The sequence below is a fragment of the Marinobacter sp. LV10MA510-1 genome (assembly GCF_002563885.1).
Lineage (GTDB): Bacteria > Pseudomonadota > Gammaproteobacteria > Pseudomonadales > Oleiphilaceae > Marinobacter.
The window spans coordinates 3,231,189-3,245,793 of the sequence record NZ_PDJA01000001.1; the positions used below are offsets into that span (position 1 = coordinate 3,231,189).

Annotated in this window: 12 protein-coding genes and 2 pseudogenes; 5 read left to right on the forward strand and 9 right to left on the reverse strand. The window is 53.7% G+C overall.

Annotated elements, in window-relative coordinates:
* Nucleotides 1–120 precede the first annotated feature (120 nt).
* The 4 genes from ATI45_RS15440 (at nt 121) to ATI45_RS15455 (ending at nt 3,286) form a co-directional block, all read left to right on the forward strand.
* Nucleotides 121–774, forward strand: coding sequence for a LysE family translocator (locus tag ATI45_RS15440; protein ID WP_098420504.1), 654 nt, complete (start codon nt 121–123; stop codon nt 772–774).
* Nucleotides 775–1,208: 434 nt separating this feature from the next.
* Nucleotides 1,209–1,955 (forward strand): helix-turn-helix domain-containing protein, encoded by a 747-nt coding sequence (locus ATI45_RS15445; protein WP_098420506.1) that lies wholly within the window; start codon nt 1,209–1,211, stop codon nt 1,953–1,955.
* A 74-nt stretch (nt 1,956–2,029) separates the two neighbouring features.
* Nucleotides 2,030–2,926, forward strand: coding sequence for a DMT family transporter (locus ATI45_RS15450; RefSeq protein WP_098420508.1), 897 nt, complete (start codon nt 2,030–2,032; stop codon nt 2,924–2,926).
* 21 nt (nt 2,927–2,947) lie between these two features.
* Nucleotides 2,948–3,286 carry a tRNA-binding protein gene (locus ATI45_RS15455; RefSeq protein ID WP_098420509.1) on the forward strand — a complete coding sequence of 113 codons (339 nt, stop codon included), beginning with the start codon at nt 2,948–2,950 and terminating at the stop codon, nt 3,284–3,286.
* Between the two features lie 392 nt (nt 3,287–3,678).
* On the opposite strand, the gene ATI45_RS15460 is transcribed toward ATI45_RS15455, so the two are convergent.
* From ATI45_RS15460 to ATI45_RS22810, 3 genes are read right to left on the reverse strand one after another with little or no spacing between them, the layout of a single operon-like run.
* Nucleotides 3,679–4,263 carry a hypothetical protein gene (locus tag ATI45_RS15460; RefSeq protein WP_098420511.1) on the reverse strand — a complete coding sequence of 195 codons (585 nt, stop codon included), beginning with the start codon at nt 4,261–4,263 and terminating at the stop codon, nt 3,679–3,681.
* On the reverse strand, nt 4,263–7,241 hold the full coding sequence (locus ATI45_RS15465) for an HsdM family class I SAM-dependent methyltransferase (RefSeq protein WP_098420512.1): 2,979 nt from the start codon (nt 7,239–7,241) through the stop codon (nt 4,263–4,265). Before ATI45_RS15465 ends, ATI45_RS15460 begins: the two co-directional genes overlap by 1 nt.
* On the reverse strand, nt 7,241–7,486 hold the full coding sequence (locus tag ATI45_RS22810; RefSeq protein WP_228706062.1) for a hypothetical protein: 246 nt from the start codon (nt 7,484–7,486) through the stop codon (nt 7,241–7,243). The genes ATI45_RS15465 and ATI45_RS22810 overlap by 1 nt, the downstream gene beginning before the upstream one ends.
* 754 nt (nt 7,487–8,240) lie before the next feature.
* Here ATI45_RS22810 and ATI45_RS15475 point away from each other — a divergent pair.
* Nucleotides 8,241–10,127 (forward strand): methyl-accepting chemotaxis protein, encoded by a 1,887-nt coding sequence (locus ATI45_RS15475; protein WP_098420516.1) that lies wholly within the window; start codon nt 8,241–8,243, stop codon nt 10,125–10,127.
* A gap of 68 nt (nt 10,128–10,195) precedes the next feature.
* On the opposite strand, the gene ATI45_RS15480 is transcribed toward ATI45_RS15475, so the two are convergent.
* The 6 genes and pseudogenes from ATI45_RS15480 to ATI45_RS15505 form a co-directional block, all read right to left on the reverse strand.
* Nucleotides 10,196–10,861: an allophanate hydrolase gene (locus ATI45_RS15480; RefSeq protein WP_267284063.1), complete on the reverse strand. Its 666-nt coding sequence runs from the start codon at nt 10,859–10,861 to the stop codon at nt 10,196–10,198.
* Between the two features lie 155 nt (nt 10,862–11,016).
* A pseudogene (locus ATI45_RS15485) lies at nt 11,017–11,385 on the reverse strand (carboxyltransferase domain-containing protein); the annotation flags it as partial.
* A gap of 40 nt (nt 11,386–11,425) precedes the next feature.
* A complete protein-coding gene (locus tag ATI45_RS22815; protein ID WP_267284064.1) occupies nt 11,426–12,325 on the reverse strand; it encodes a TRAP transporter large permease in 900 nt (299 codons plus the stop codon).
* Between the two features lie 166 nt (nt 12,326–12,491).
* Nucleotides 12,492–12,956: pseudogene (locus tag ATI45_RS23180) on the reverse strand (D-glutamate cyclase family protein); the annotation flags it as partial.
* 96 nt (nt 12,957–13,052) lie between these two features.
* Nucleotides 13,053–13,976 (reverse strand): LysR family transcriptional regulator, encoded by a 924-nt coding sequence (locus tag ATI45_RS15500; RefSeq protein WP_098420519.1) that lies wholly within the window; start codon nt 13,974–13,976, stop codon nt 13,053–13,055.
* Nucleotides 13,977–14,107: 131 nt separating this feature from the next.
* On the reverse strand, nt 14,108–14,458 hold the full coding sequence (locus ATI45_RS15505) for a RidA family protein (RefSeq protein ID WP_098420521.1): 351 nt from the start codon (nt 14,456–14,458) through the stop codon (nt 14,108–14,110).
* Between the last annotated feature and the right edge of the window lie 147 nt (nt 14,459–14,605).

The following is a 14,605-nucleotide window of genomic DNA, read 5'->3' on the forward strand; positions in this document are numbered from 1 at the left end:
CCCGCCACTACCCCAATATAATCGTCGGTGGAGGCCCAGCGGGCCTCAATAGGCTGCTGCCCCGTTCATAGACATGATGAGCGTGGGCAGCACGCATTGCACATCGGAAGGAATATTTACATGCAAGATATTGGGGTATCCGTCAGTGGGTTGCTGGGGCTAGTTATAACCAGCTCGATACTCATTGCTGTACCTGGCCCAAGCATCATGTTTTTTATTGGGCAAGTTATCATGAAGGGTAGAAATCATGCGTTACGTGGCGTAATCGGCAATGCTATTGGCATGTTGAGCATTGCGATACTTCTTTCGTTCGGACTTGGCCCTCTTATATTGAAGTCCGATTTTGCTTTGTCTGCTATCAGAATGCTGGGTGCGATCGCCTTGCTGCTTATTGGTATAGGGTATCTTGTAGCTTCGAAAGCGGCGAGTCCGGTTGCAGCCGAACAGCCAACAAGGAGAAAATCACCGCTCGCTGCGGGAGTGATAGTCGGTATAACCAACCCCAAGGCTTTCATTATGTTCGGAACCATAGTTCCGAGCTTTCTCAGCGACAATCTTGCGAGCCCCACGAGCCTCCTTATCATGTACTCGATGATACCTATCGTGTTGGGAATTGTGATCGATAGCGTGTGGGTTGTAGTTGCTCACAGTGCAAGTTCCCGCCTTTTTTCCAACGCAGACGGTGTCAGAATGGTAAACCGTATCGGAGGCGGCTTAATTATTCTGATGGCCTTTATATTGGCACGCGAGGCTATTTCCGGTTTTTGGCACTAAGTGCAAGTACAGTGACAGTCTGGACTCAAACATGCGGGGCATGTCGCTGGCTCAAATGGGGCTTGACTGCCACTGCAGATTTTCGGCTTTTGGCGTAATTTAAAGAATGAGAAAATCTAAGGAAGGAGTGAATATGTACCTGAGGCGAATCTGTGCCTTGGGGGCGATAGAGCTCCACCGCAGGCGTGCTATGAAGAAAAAGCTGAATTTGGTGCAATAATTCTTCCGGCTTTTCTTCGATAACCAAGTGCCCGGCATCGACGAGCTTTCAAGAACGCGCGGACATCCGGCGACGCCCACCCAGGCGGAGGCGGTGATCCGAGAAGACGCAATTCGCTAATACAATACGCAGGGGGCCTTTGTTGCCTAATCCGCGATTGATTGTTGGTGCCAATTTGCTCCTCTATGCGGCGTCATTCGAATATACTCCTTATATGGCCAGATCTGACGTTAATCTCCACCTACGAAGCTATGGTAATGAGGGGAAACAACATTCCCATGGTCACCACCAACTGGTGTTGCCCCTGCTGGGTAAGCTTTCGCTGTCCGTAGACAAAACCGAGTGTGACGTTGAACAGAACCGGGCCGCTATTATTCCGTCCGGAAGTGACCACGGGTATTCTGCATCCGAAGAAAATCGATTTCTGGTAGCTGATGTGCCAGAGGCCCTTGCCCCTGCATTGGAGCGGCTCCCCTTCTTTGTTGAGCTGGATTCGGCATTGCTTCACTACGTCCAGTTTCTGCACTCCCAACTGGTAAATGGTGCGGGGTCATGTCACACAGAGCATCAGATGTTGCTGTTGTTGATTCAACTTCTACAGGAACGCCACGGCGATAAACTGAACCTGGACCGGCGAGTCTCTGTGGCGAAGCAATTCATCGACGATAACTTTCACAAGAAAATTATTGTCGCCGAACTTGCGGCTGTTGCCCACCTGAGCATTCGGCAGCTTAACGAGTTGTTTCGTACACAGATTGGCATGACACCACACCATTACCTGACCGAGCTACGTATGCAGGAGTCCTGGCGATTACTGGAACAGTCGGATCTCAATATTCAGCGAATTGCTGACGCTGTGGGGTACAGCTCACTGTCGTCTTTCAGTGATCGCTTTTCCCGCCACTTCGGAAAATCACCCAGTCATTTTCGCCGAAAATCGAAACAAAGCTGCCGTAATTAGAAAGCAGACGACCCTCGACCGATCATAAACTTCGTCCCCTGTAGGTTATGAACTGATTGTTTTCAGGGGAAGTCATGGCAACCATTATTGCGGCGACGTGGATAGGCTCCATCTCTGTATTTTTGTGGGGAACGCTTGCGTTGTTGACCAAGCTGTCCGGTGGGGACATTCCGGAATTTCAGCTGATGGCGATGACCTTTGGCATCGCATTTCTGTTGATGTGCATTCGCTGGTTCCGCGCTGGCCATGGTGGGACCCGGTATTTACGTCAGCCACTTTTGGCCTGGTGCATCGGAGTTGGCGGTCTGTTCGGTTACCACTTTGCTTATTTCAAGGCCATGACACTGGCTCCGGCGATAGAGGTGAGTTTGCTTGCCTATCTCTGGCCATTGTTTATCGTTCTAATGTCCTCATTTTTGCCTGGGGAGTCCTTGCGAAAACAGCACGTTATGGGTGCCATGCTCGCCCTCCTGGGATGCTGGCTGTTGATCGGAAGCAATAGCAATGGTTTTACTATGGGCAATCTCGACGGTTACTTGATTGCCTTTAGCTGCGCGTTGATCTGGTCGTCTTACTCCGTTTTGTCCCGGTTGGTAAAGAGTGTACCGGCCGATGCAGTAGGCTGGTTTTGCGGTGTGACCGCTGTTCTGGCCCTGCTGTGTCACTTGGTATGGGAAACAACGGTATGGCCAACGGGATGGGTGCAATGGGCTGGCGTGTTGGGTCTTGGTCTGGGGCCGGTGGGTATCGCCTTTTTCACGTGGGACTATGGAGTGAAGCACGGCAACATCCAGTTGCTTGGTACGCTGGCATACAGTGCTCCGCTCATTTCAGTGGTATTGCTGATCGTCGCGGGTTATGGCAAAGCCACCAGTGCTGTCATCGCCGCCAGTGTTTTGATTGTGCTGGGTTCCCTGATCGCCGGTAGTGCAAAGCGTCAGCCGCTGCCCGAACCTGAAACCCTTCATTGATCAATCTTTGTTTCGGAGGACCTGAACATGATTAGTTGGGATGACTTTGAAAAGGTAGAGCTAAGGATTGGTACTGTCATCGAGGTCGAGGATTTTCCTGAAGCACGAAAACCTGCCTACAAGTTGAAGGTGGATTTCGGTCCCGAGGTCGGCGTTCGTAAATCCAGCGCACAGCTTACTGAGCTATATGACAAGGAAACGCTTAACGGCAAGCAGGTGCTCGCCGTTACCAACTTTCCTCCTAAACAGATCGGTCCGTTCGTATCCGAGTGTCTGATTACCGGAGTGCAAACTGAGGCGGGTGCGGTAGCGTTGGTAACTCCGGGTTTTCCGGCCGCAAATGGCACGAGGTTGTTCTAATCATTTTCAGCCTGAAGCAATGGGCAAAACCATTGTTGGCTAGTGTTGGCTAGTGTTGGCGAATAGGCTGATCGTATATCCTTTTCGGTCAACTTATCAAAATTCTCAAACTTTATTGTCCACTGACTCCTCAAGCGCCGGGAACGCCAGATAGCGTCTTTACTCTTGAGAAAAGATACTCACCACAAGTCCTTATGAAAAGCGTTATTCAGCGCTATCGTGATCACACGCCGAGACCTTGCACTTAGTGGTTTCGCAGGGTTTCTCGGGCTTCAGCCAAAGATGGTGCAGGGCAATCGGTAGGCTTGGTGTATGGGGGCTTGCCGATTTACAGCCACGATGGTGAACGCTGCAATATACCTCGTCACCATGATTTGTCTGGCCCAGCGAGGTCAATCCTTTCTTGACTCGGTACTTTTTTGACCCGCGTCACTGTCCAGCACATAAGCGAGGCCACCGGGTAAGGGGCAGATGTTGCGCACATATCCCAGCATAATGGCGCGATCTACCGCCCAGGCATAATCTTCTCTGACGAACCGGCTGATACCCGCTTTGCAATAGGTACTACCAATAGGGTGTGTCGAATCGATGGGCTTGCACTCGACAAATATCGCTGCCATCGCGCTGCTTCGCGCTTCCAGCTGATCTCTAAGTGGGCGGAATGTGAGATCGGGCTGACAGTCGAGCTTATTCCCTGCCCGGTTGCGTACATTACCTTCCCGTACCGGGGTCTGAAATACTGAAAACCCCTGAATAGTTTCCGGCTCATTGCTGTAGAGATCATCCAGAATCATATAAAGCCGTTCAGTAATTATGTCTTCATCTTCTCCACAGATTGAAAATTGCTCTTCGGCGACTTCCTCAAGCAATTGGCGCCAAGCATGAGCGAGCGCATTCTGAACTATGACCATCAAGGACACTGGAATAGGCTGGGGCTTTCCTGTGGCTGCTCTTTGGCCTGTCATCAATCCCCGCATTATCGGCTGAGCTCCTCTAGACGTGCCCCAAATTCCCAGGCCAACTCCGATGCAAGTAGACGCGCCTGACTCTGTGTCCAGTATCGGTAATGGTTGAGTAATCCGAGCGTCAGGCTGGGCTGGGCTGGGCTCAGCAAGGTGATTCGGCTGACGCCAAGACCTCCCGCCTGTTCGATCCAATGGGTGGGAAGCTCAATTGGCGGGGAGGCGCCCTCCAATGTAATGGAAAAAAAGCGCCAGGGCAGGGCAATACTGGTAGCACTCAAAAACTGCACTTGCACCTGATGTCCGCCGGCACCAAATGCCCCAGCCAGCTCCTTTTCCAAGCAATTAATAAACGCCTGAGCCTGCTCCTCTGTGATCCGCGCCAACCCCCTGTCTCGAGCTGATGCGTAGGGAGCATTAATCGCCAGGGTATCCGACAAGACCTGCTGATCGGTCGACGTCAAACCATAGAGTTTGGCCACGGTATCATCCAGCATCGGCCACCTGGGGTGGTTGTCGATCAGCTGCTGAGCACAGATCTCTATAGACTGACGTTGTTCAGGTGTTAAATCCTCAGGAGGAATGAATGGAAATCGATCAACATCCATCTTCTGTTGAACTTCTCGTTCAACACCGAACTCCCCGCTCGTCATTAACGTCACATATTCAAAAAGTTTACTGTGAAGCAAGACCAATAAGTAATGGGTCAGAAATTCTGAGAACGGATGACCAGAAGTTGAATACCCATAGTAAGATTCAGAGACTGCCAAGTCGCTAAAGCTTGACAATGCGCGACCCCTGGCGCGGTCCTCCCGCAAAGTTTTTCTCACCAGAACTAAGGGTGCTTCATATATACGAGGAGATCGTGGCCATTCAAGTCCTTGACCAAAATAGAGATTTAGTTTTTCTGAAACCACTTTAAAAGGATGAGCACTGTAGTTTGCCAAGAGCTCAGGCTTTCCTATCAAAAAAGAATCGTCACGAGTTTTCTTAGCTTTTTGAAACCCCATTCCTCCATTAAGCTCAGGATGTTTACCCCAATACGCCCCCAGTGTTTCTCTTGCTTTTCGGTTAATGCGATTGACAATTGAAACATCCTGCACGGTACCGCGATATAACGTCTTCAATGCAGCCGGATTGTTCAAGACCAGATCGAAAGCCACCGGACTGGCATCACTGGCATCGACCCGTAGTAGGCCCTTGCCATTCAGGTCCGGCTCATAGTGCGGGCTGACGAAGACAAACTGCTCGTCCGGCCTGGGCAACTCATTGTCGGCAAACAGCAGGCAGAAGGGCTGATCCACACTGGGCCAGACCCGAGTTTGCCTTAGCGCAGCGCCGTTCAGTATGCCCGTTACTTTCAGGGCTTCGAATAACGCATTGCGGGCTGCGATTCCCTTTTGGGACTGCTTGAACAGCCAGCGTCCTGCCAGTGCCAGAGCAATGCGTCCACCGGGCTTGGCCCAATCCATGGCTCCCCAGACGAAAGGCAGGTCGGGAACGCCGTCTGGATTATGATAATTATTAGCAATATCATCCAGGCCGCGCTGTGCAGCCACCTCCCTGCACCTTCGGGTAAAGACTCGATAAATGGCATCGTATTTCTTGGTTAGGCTGGTCCAGGGAGGGTTGCCGATTACGACGTCAAAGGCGTTGCGGTAGCGATCAGAGACATGATCACCCAAGCTCCCTGCCATAGGCACCAGCTCGCTACTTTGACTGTCCGGATCAGCAACATCGACTAGAACGCTGTTCTCCAGCTTCCTGAAACGCAGCGCCTCTAACGGCGCCGGGTGCGGGTCAAGTTCGAGGGCGGTCAGGTACAAGGCCAATGCCGCGAGGGTACGGGCATGACCATTGGTGTCGAAGCCAACCAGTTGTTGATGGAGAATGTCCCGAATTTGCTGGCGCGATGGTCGCTTGCCGGTCTCGCGAAAGCGTAACTCCACCAGTTTGCGCAGTCCCGCCACCAGAAATACGCCGGCCCCGCAGGCAGGGTCCAGCAGCCTGGCCGCCGAGCCAACAGGATTCGCGTGAAACGCCTCTTCCACCATGTATTCGGCAATGTGATAAGGCGTGTAGTAGACGCCGGTTGCGTGACGTGCTGATTTATCGAAATGATGAATCAGCTCTTCATACGTCTCGCTCAGTAAACCAATGGGCAAGTGATCGAAATCCAGATCGCCCCAATCCAGTCTCTGTTGCGACACCCCGGGCTCAATGGCAGTATCCAGCGTCATTATCGCACTCAGAGGTTGAATGACACTTTGCCCATGTCGTTGAACCAACAGGCGGAAATAAGCGACGTAATCCGTTGCGGGCAGAGCCAGAAGATCGCCGTTAAAGGTGCTGTCCAGCCAATGGTTCGTCTCTGCCAGTGCGACGTCTGTATCCATGCACTCTTTCAGCGATTTAGCGCTGGGGGCGATATTGGGCAGGTGGTCAGGGAGCACGATCTTTCGACCTATCAAGTAGCGCAGGAAGAGAGCCCGTCCGGTCAGGGCGATTGCCTCGTGCGTTGATACGCCAAGGTTGCGTAGCGCTTCCCCCGCATCGGTCATCAAATCGAGGAGCACATCACGCAGGCGCAGAGTGGCGGCTGGTACGAGATCTTCCCCTTGGGCAAGCCTGGGAAGAATGCTCGGTGCTTCGCTGGAGTCGCGTGAAAACCAGACAGGGGCAGAGTCTTCCGAAGGAAGCAGATCGGTGGCGTAAATATCCAGCTGCCCTGGTTTCAAGACACCGAGCCATGCCGGCTCACCACGCATGGCCAGAATTTTCTGGAGATCACGAATGGGTAGGGTATCATCGCGTAAATGGGTTTGATCGACGACGTAGAGCAGCGCCTGGGCCTGCTGTTCAACGATATAGTCGACCAGAGGTGTCTGTCGATTCCGGAAAAGATCCGTATATCTCAGGCAACGAGCATCTTGGTTGTCGTGCAGATCCACACAGCTATCGCTGGGTGCACCGAAATCCTGTAACAAATCCATTATTGCCGGCCCGACTTGACGTCTGTGATCAAGGGAAACTCTCTCTGGGGCGGGGCAAGCCCTAGGTAAAGATCGATACGCTCGCGCTCTTTGGCCATATCAACTACCCAGCCAGGACTGGCAATGCCTTGCTCCTTCACCAAGCGCACGACTCCCTCATCCCGCGGAATGAAAACCCACTCTTCCATCGAGGCCTGACGCGGTGCACGAACATAGTGATGGACAGCGGCTGGTACGCTACCCATGTCCCCGCGCCTGATACCGAGAAGGTCCTCAAGCGACTGCAACACGGCAAACGTAAGCAGATCGGCTTTGGCATAGCGTCGCGCGCTTCTCTCACGCGTCGGCCTTTCGCAAAAGGGTGGCAACTGCGCCCATGTGTGAAGCCTTGAGCGGTTAATGCCCCCTAGGGCGGCACAAACATCCTTAGTGGTGAAAGACCTGATAACAGACATATTTCCACCTTTTGTTCCAAAATTGAAGCAGAACTGCTTCAATTATAAAACAGTTCTGCGTGAGATAACATATCTCTTTGCTAAAGCGAATCGTACTCTGAAAACGGGACCGAAGGCTGCACACACGGGGCTGGAGGAATCCCCGCCACTGGCATTGGAAATTCGCCACTTGGCTGCGAAGGTGACTGTAACCGGCACCAATTTGAAGCGCTGGTGATTAAGGGTTGGGAAATCGACGGTTTGTTTTGAAGGATCACAACAAATCTTTGGTTTTTATAGTCCGTTGATGGTTTTTCGTGTACGGCTATAACGGTTAACCTTGCCACAAAGTTACCAACTTTATTATGAGTCCGCAGCTGCTTGAGCATTCAATCGTCTTGCCAAACGGCCCCCTGCAATCTTTGACAGACCAAGGGGCTTCTGTGTTGCTGTGGTTCGCCTTTAATCAGTCGTAGAATTGACTAAAGACATCGCAGCACCTGCCGATAGCTATACCCATACGAGTACTCTTTATAACCCGCCTCCAAAAAGACGAGGACATACTGTGCAATTAACTTGCGGGCAAAAGCTCTTGGTCACATTTGGCATAATATTAGTGCTTTTGATGGGCACTATTACCATTGTTGGCGACATGCGGCTGAAAAGCACAACGAGCACCTACGTCGACGCACTGACCAAAGACGCTGTGGCGAAGAACACGTCCAGTATCGCTGAATGGCTTAATACCCGGTTGGTGATGACAGAGGCTGTGGCGGAAAGTCTGGGAAACGCACAGAGTGATGAGCAGAGGCGTAATATTTTACAAACCGTTTCTACCGGCGGTGGCTTTATTAATGTGTATCTCGGTAATAAAGAGGGTCGCATGCTGATGGAGTCAACGGCTGCGGAAGCAACGCTCCCAGCTGGCTTCGACCCCCGCGGTCGCCCGTGGTACAAAAAAGGCATGGCGGAAGGTAAGGCTTCGTTTACCGAGCCATATCGCGACGCGTCGAGCGGCGAAATGATCATTACCGCTCTGGCGCCTGTTAGCGGTGGAAGTAACGGTGGTGTGGCAGGTGCGGATATAAGCTTGAGCGCTATCAAAAAAATGCTTGGTACCATAACGCTTGCAGACACTGGCTACGCGGGCCTGGTTAATGATGAAAGTGTTGTCCTGTTCCATCCCGACAGCAAGTTGATCGGAGAAAACATTAAAGATTTGATTGGCGTGCCGCCCAAGTTTGACGGGCTTCGTCAATTCTATGAGTCAGGCGATGTGGCGTGGCGAGTCGCTTTTCACCCGATTAAGAATGCGCGAGGCGTCGACTGGTATCTGGGCACTTTTGTGAACGTTGACAAAATCAACGCCCCCATGCAAAGCGCCCGCACGACCGGGATGATCATTGCGCTCGTGGGTTTGCTGGTATCGCTGTTCATTTTACACGCGGGTATCAAAATACTGATGGCCCCAGTGCGGCGTTTGAACTCTGCAATGGCAGACATCAGTTCTGGTGAGGCCGATTTAACCCAGCGCCTGGATGCCAGTGCCAAGGATGAATTCGGAGAACTCGCGGGCAGCTTCAATAGCTTTATCGAAAATATTCAAGTGGTCGTGCACGATGTTCTAAGTGGCAGTGATGACCTCGCAACGAATGTGGTCGCATTGAAAAAGACCGCCAGCGCAAGCCGGTTGAGCGTTGAAGGCCAGCAAGCCGAAGTGGATATGGTGGCAGCTGCCATCAACGAAATGTCCGCGGCCGCAGGTGAGATCGCCCAGAATGCTCAGCAAACAGCCGATGCGGCTAATACGGCCGATAAAGAAAGCCGGGCTTCATTGGAAACCGTCGACCAATCCAGGGATGCGGTGCGAAAACTGTCGCAAGAAGTGAATGCTGCAGCCGAAGTCATTAACAATTTGGGTAAAGATGTAACCTCGATTACCTCGGTGCTTGAAGTGATTCAGGGAATTGCAGAACAAACCAATTTGCTGGCACTGAACGCTGCTATAGAGGCGGCCCGTGCAGGCGACGCCGGCCGCGGATTTGCCGTGGTAGCGGACGAGGTGCGAAACCTGGCCCAAAGAACCCAGACCAGCACCAAAGAGATAAACAGCATGATTGAGCGCCTGCAAAAGGGGGCTGATGATGCTGTTGCTGGGATGAACGCGTCCAAGGCTGTCTCCAATGTCAGCTTGGAGAAAGCTCAGGACGCTATGGAAGCATTGAACCGGGTGGCGGATGCAATCACGTCTATCAGCCAGATGACAATGCAAATTGCGACGGCTTCTGAAGAGCAAACCTCAGTGACCGAAGAGCTCAACGCCTCAATCACGCGCATCGCAGACCAGGGCCAAGAAGCTGCCGCTGCCGCAAGTGAGAACGATGTGTACAGTGGTCATATTGAAACCATCGGCCAAACCCTAAGCAAGAACGCTTCCCGCTTCAGGGTTTAAGAGTTAAGCCGTAGACGTTTCATAAAATCTTCACGGCTAATGCGGTAGAAGGTAACGCAGCGGGTTTCTTACCTCACCCGGCTGATGAATTGACGGTGCTCCCAAAGCGCTATTTCAGCACCAACGGCCCGCAGCCGAACACTTTGCCCGGGCTGACATTGGGCCAACCTTGAGGCCGCCAGCGGAGTGAGGTTTCCAAGGCGCGGATAGCCGCCAATGGTTTGTCGGTCGTTGAGCAATGCGATGGGCTGTCCGTCTGACGGCACCTGCATGGCACCCAGTGATATACCCTCGGAAACCATGGAGGCGGTTCGGCAGTGTAACGGCGGACCCGTCAGGCGGACGCCCATACGGTCGGCCCGGTCATCCACCCACCACTCGGCGTTGAAAGCTTCGAACAGGCTGCGCCCGATGAAATCGGCTACCTGGGCGCCAGGCAGCAGGTTCAGGATTGCGGGTGCGGCGTAGTCCGGTCGTTCCTGCTCCGGGGCTTCGGCTTGAATCGAGCCCGATGTGCCATGGGAAGGTGTTGTGATGGTCAGCTCATCGCCCTCTGCCAAGCGTTGGCCCTGGCCGTTGAATCCGCCCAGTTGTTCCCGAACCACACAGGCAACACTGCCCAAAACGGGGTCGGCCGAGAATCCACCGGCGACGGCAAGATAGGCGCGAAGGCCCTTGACCGGCGTGCCGAACATGATCCGCTCCCCCTTGCCAACTCTGACACTGCGCCACAATGGCAGCGGCCGATCGTTGTGTCGAGCAGACAGGTCTGCGCCATTGGTGTCGGATCGCCGCCTTCGTTTTCGAAGGTGTGCCGGTCAACGGTGACAAATCGGACACGGTCTCCCACCTTCAGAAAACTGAAGCCGTCGCGATCCCTTGCCAGATCAGCGCCCACGCTTGGGTCGTACCAGGTGGCAAGCTCGTGCAGGTCCCCTTCGCCACCGGCATCGTCCGGGACCAGCCGGGCTAGAATATTGACCAGTTGCTCGCGGGCTTGCCAGGCGCTGGTTTGCAGCGGGTCAAAGATGACCAGCAGGGTGGTGTAGGACGGCACCAGATCGACTAGCGTTGCGCCGAATGCCGCCTCGCAATCGCGAGTCAGGGCGGTCAGCCACAGCAGATTATTCTCCTCGATGGTGCCGAACAGGCGGATCATCCAGCCGTCAATGCCAGCGGGCTCGAGTCTCGGCAGGCCAGCATGGCTCATTGGGCCGAAGCTCTCGCCCATGTCGGCGTTCAGCTTCAAACGTGCCATAGCAGCCTCGCTGTTTCTGTAGAAACGGTTTTCATGTGGGTCACTTCAGCAGTTCCGGCAGGAACGTGGCCACTTGAGGGAACAGCACCAGTACAATCGCCATCAGGAACATAATGCCCACATAGGGCATGGCACCTATCATCACGTCGCTGAACGGCCCACCCTTGCGAACACTCTGCACCACGTAGAGGTTGAGTCCCACCGGGGGCGTAATCAGGGCCATTTCAATGAGCAGAATGATCAGAATGCCAAGCCATACCGGGTCAAAACCCAGGGCGATAATGATCGGGGCGACAATGGGAATGGTGATGACCATCAAAGACAGGGTTTCAATGAAAAAACCGAGAACGATGTAAAGCAGGATGACCAGCATCAGCGTGGAATAGGGGCCAAGACCGGCGTTCTTCAGGAAAGCGCTCAGCTCCCGGGTTACGCCGGAGGAGGCCAGCACAAAGTTCAAAAAGTAGGAGGCAATGATGATCAGCATGATCATGCCGGTGGTTTTCATAGTGCCGTCCAGCGCCTGGGTAATAACACTCACGGACAACTTGCCCATAAATGCGGCAATCATTAGCGCGCCCAGTACACCCAGCGAGGCCGCTTCGGTAGGTGTTGCCACGCCAGCATAAATGGACCCAACCACAATACCGAACAGCGTTAATACCGGCACCAGGTGTTTAAGGCCGGAAAATCTCTCCCCCCAGCTGTGTGACACGCTGGGCCCGCCCAGGCTCGGTTTCCAGATGCAAATCAGAGCGGTACCCACAATGAACATGAGCGCAAGCAACAGGCCGGGTATGAGGCCGGCGGCAAACAGTTGTGGAATCGAGGTTTCGGTCAGAAAACCATAAACAATCAGGTTGATCGACGGCGGAATCATGATACCAAGTGTGCCGCCGGCAGCAATCGAACCGGTGAACAGCTTGGGGTCGTACCCCATTTCCTTCCCTTGTGGCAGCGCCACTGTGCCGATGGTGGCTGCGGTCGCAAGCTGGAACCGGAGGTGGCCGAAAACAGGGTAGCGGTGCCAATGTTGGCGTGGAGCAGGCCGCCGGGAAAGGCCGCATAGAGACCACCATATTGCCGGTAAAGCCTCCGGCCGGTGTTAGCGGGATCGAGGTTTGGTACATCGGCACGTTGCGGCCTTGGTCAATATGCCGGATGCGCAGGCCGGACTGAATCAAGGCGTGCTCGAAAGTGAATGAACAACCAAGAGCGAAAGTCACCAGTTCGTCCCGCCATTCACCCGCCACATCAGTAACCGTTTCGCTGGCGACGCCATTTCGATAAACGCGGTAGGCGGGCACATCACGGGCGATGTCGAGGTCGGAAGCCATGGCTGCGCAGGTGCGGTCGCCGGGTTCGCTAATCGCCAGTAACGGGCAGGGTTTCGGGTTTGCCTGGCAGAACCGGAGAAAACCGGCGGCTTCGGCTTCGGGCAGAATAACCAGATTGACTCGAACATAACCGCTGGCAAGGCCGGAGGTCGGGCCGGTAAGCAAGCCTTTCCGGGCGGCCTCGCGCACCGCTTTGGGTGTGGAGTGCGCATTCAGGGTGTGGGACGCTGCCATGGTTCTGCCTCAAAAATGGATGACTTAAACATTTAAGATGCAGCTGACGATTAATACAATTCGAAACTTGGGATCAGCCGTGATCGAAAAAACTGATCAGTGAGTGTTGTCGGGGTGTGCAGAGGGGATTTTTGGAGCTGGCACTCTCGCTTCTGCGATGGACAATGCCAGTTCTGCGATAGCCTGCACCACGTTTCCGCCGGCGGTGGCGCGATAAGCGGCGCTGAAAACCAGGTCAGGAAGCTCCGCATTGACCACAAACCGGCGCAAGGTACCCGTACTGAGCTCGTGCTGGAGAATTTCCCAGGGCAGTGCGCTGACACCCAGGCCGCCCACCGTCATCCGAATGATCGTGGACAGCGACGAACTTGCGTGAATCCGCGTGGAGTGGTTCATCGGGTCCACCAGGGAGCGAATGGCTATGTAGGGTGCGCTATTTCTTGGGTAAGTTACGATGGGCCAGGTGGACAATTCCGCCAGTGACATCGGCTTGTCGGGAATGTTGAGCTTGGGGCTGGCCACCCAGATCAGGGAATAATGGCAGAGATTCTGGTTGATGATGCCGGGCTGGTTCACGCCTCCCATCAGGAATGCGATATCAATGTCGTGGTTGACCAGTTTCTCGGCCAGATTGACGGAGATATCGACATCAAGCTCCAGGTTGACAGCAGGATAGGCCTCACTGACCCGCTCAATAAGTTGCGGTAGCCATGTATGTGCGATCGTTTCTGAAACCGCCAGGCGCACAGTGCCCTGAATCGATGAAGGTTTCGCCACCGCCTGCATCATCTCCCCATGTAGGCTCAGCATTTTTTCTGCGAAGACCAGGAACTCCCGGCCTTTGGCAGTGAGCGCGACCTTTTTGGCTGAACGATTGAACAGCTCCACGCCCAGTTGGTCTTCGAGGCCAGCAATCCGAGCAGAAACAGTAGGCTGAGAAGCGTAGACCCGGCTTGCCGCCGCCCGGAAACTGCCAAGTCTTGCAATCCAGACGAAAGTTTCCAGTGTTCGAATTTTCATGATTACCGCTCAACTGCAGACAATATAGTCAGACCATAAGCCAAGCTGGCGGGCACTGACAAAACAACGCATCCAGCAGCGACGTTTTGGTCTTTGTTTCTGCATCTTTGCGTTGTTTGGCTTCTGTAAAATCAGCCTCTTGCTGCGGCCGTAACGATCAATTCAACCTTTAATTCAGGCCTTGCCAAGCGTGCCTCACCACAAGCCCGGGCAGGGGCATGGCCAGCCGGTACCCACGCGTCCCACACCGCGTTCATAGCCTCGAAGTCGGCCATATCAGACAGCCAGATGACCACCTGCAATAAATCTTCACGGCTAGAGCCAACGCTCTTTAATAGTGCATCAACGCGCGCAAGCGCTTCACGGGTTTGGTCAGCCACGTCATCAGAGGCGTTGCCGACTTGGCCAGCCAGATACACGGTCTGATTGTGAACAACAGCGCGGCTCATTCGAGTGCCTGTTTCAAATCGTTGAATTTCCATAAATCCCTCTTGGTAAGAAATCTGGCTTAAGATGATAACAGCAATGCTGTTATGGCGCTTAAGCGCACTTTTAAGGCTTTTTTGGTGGCGCGGTCATCGGTTTCTGGAAGTGCCAAACGGTACTTTCTGATGCAGGCTGAAAGTTCG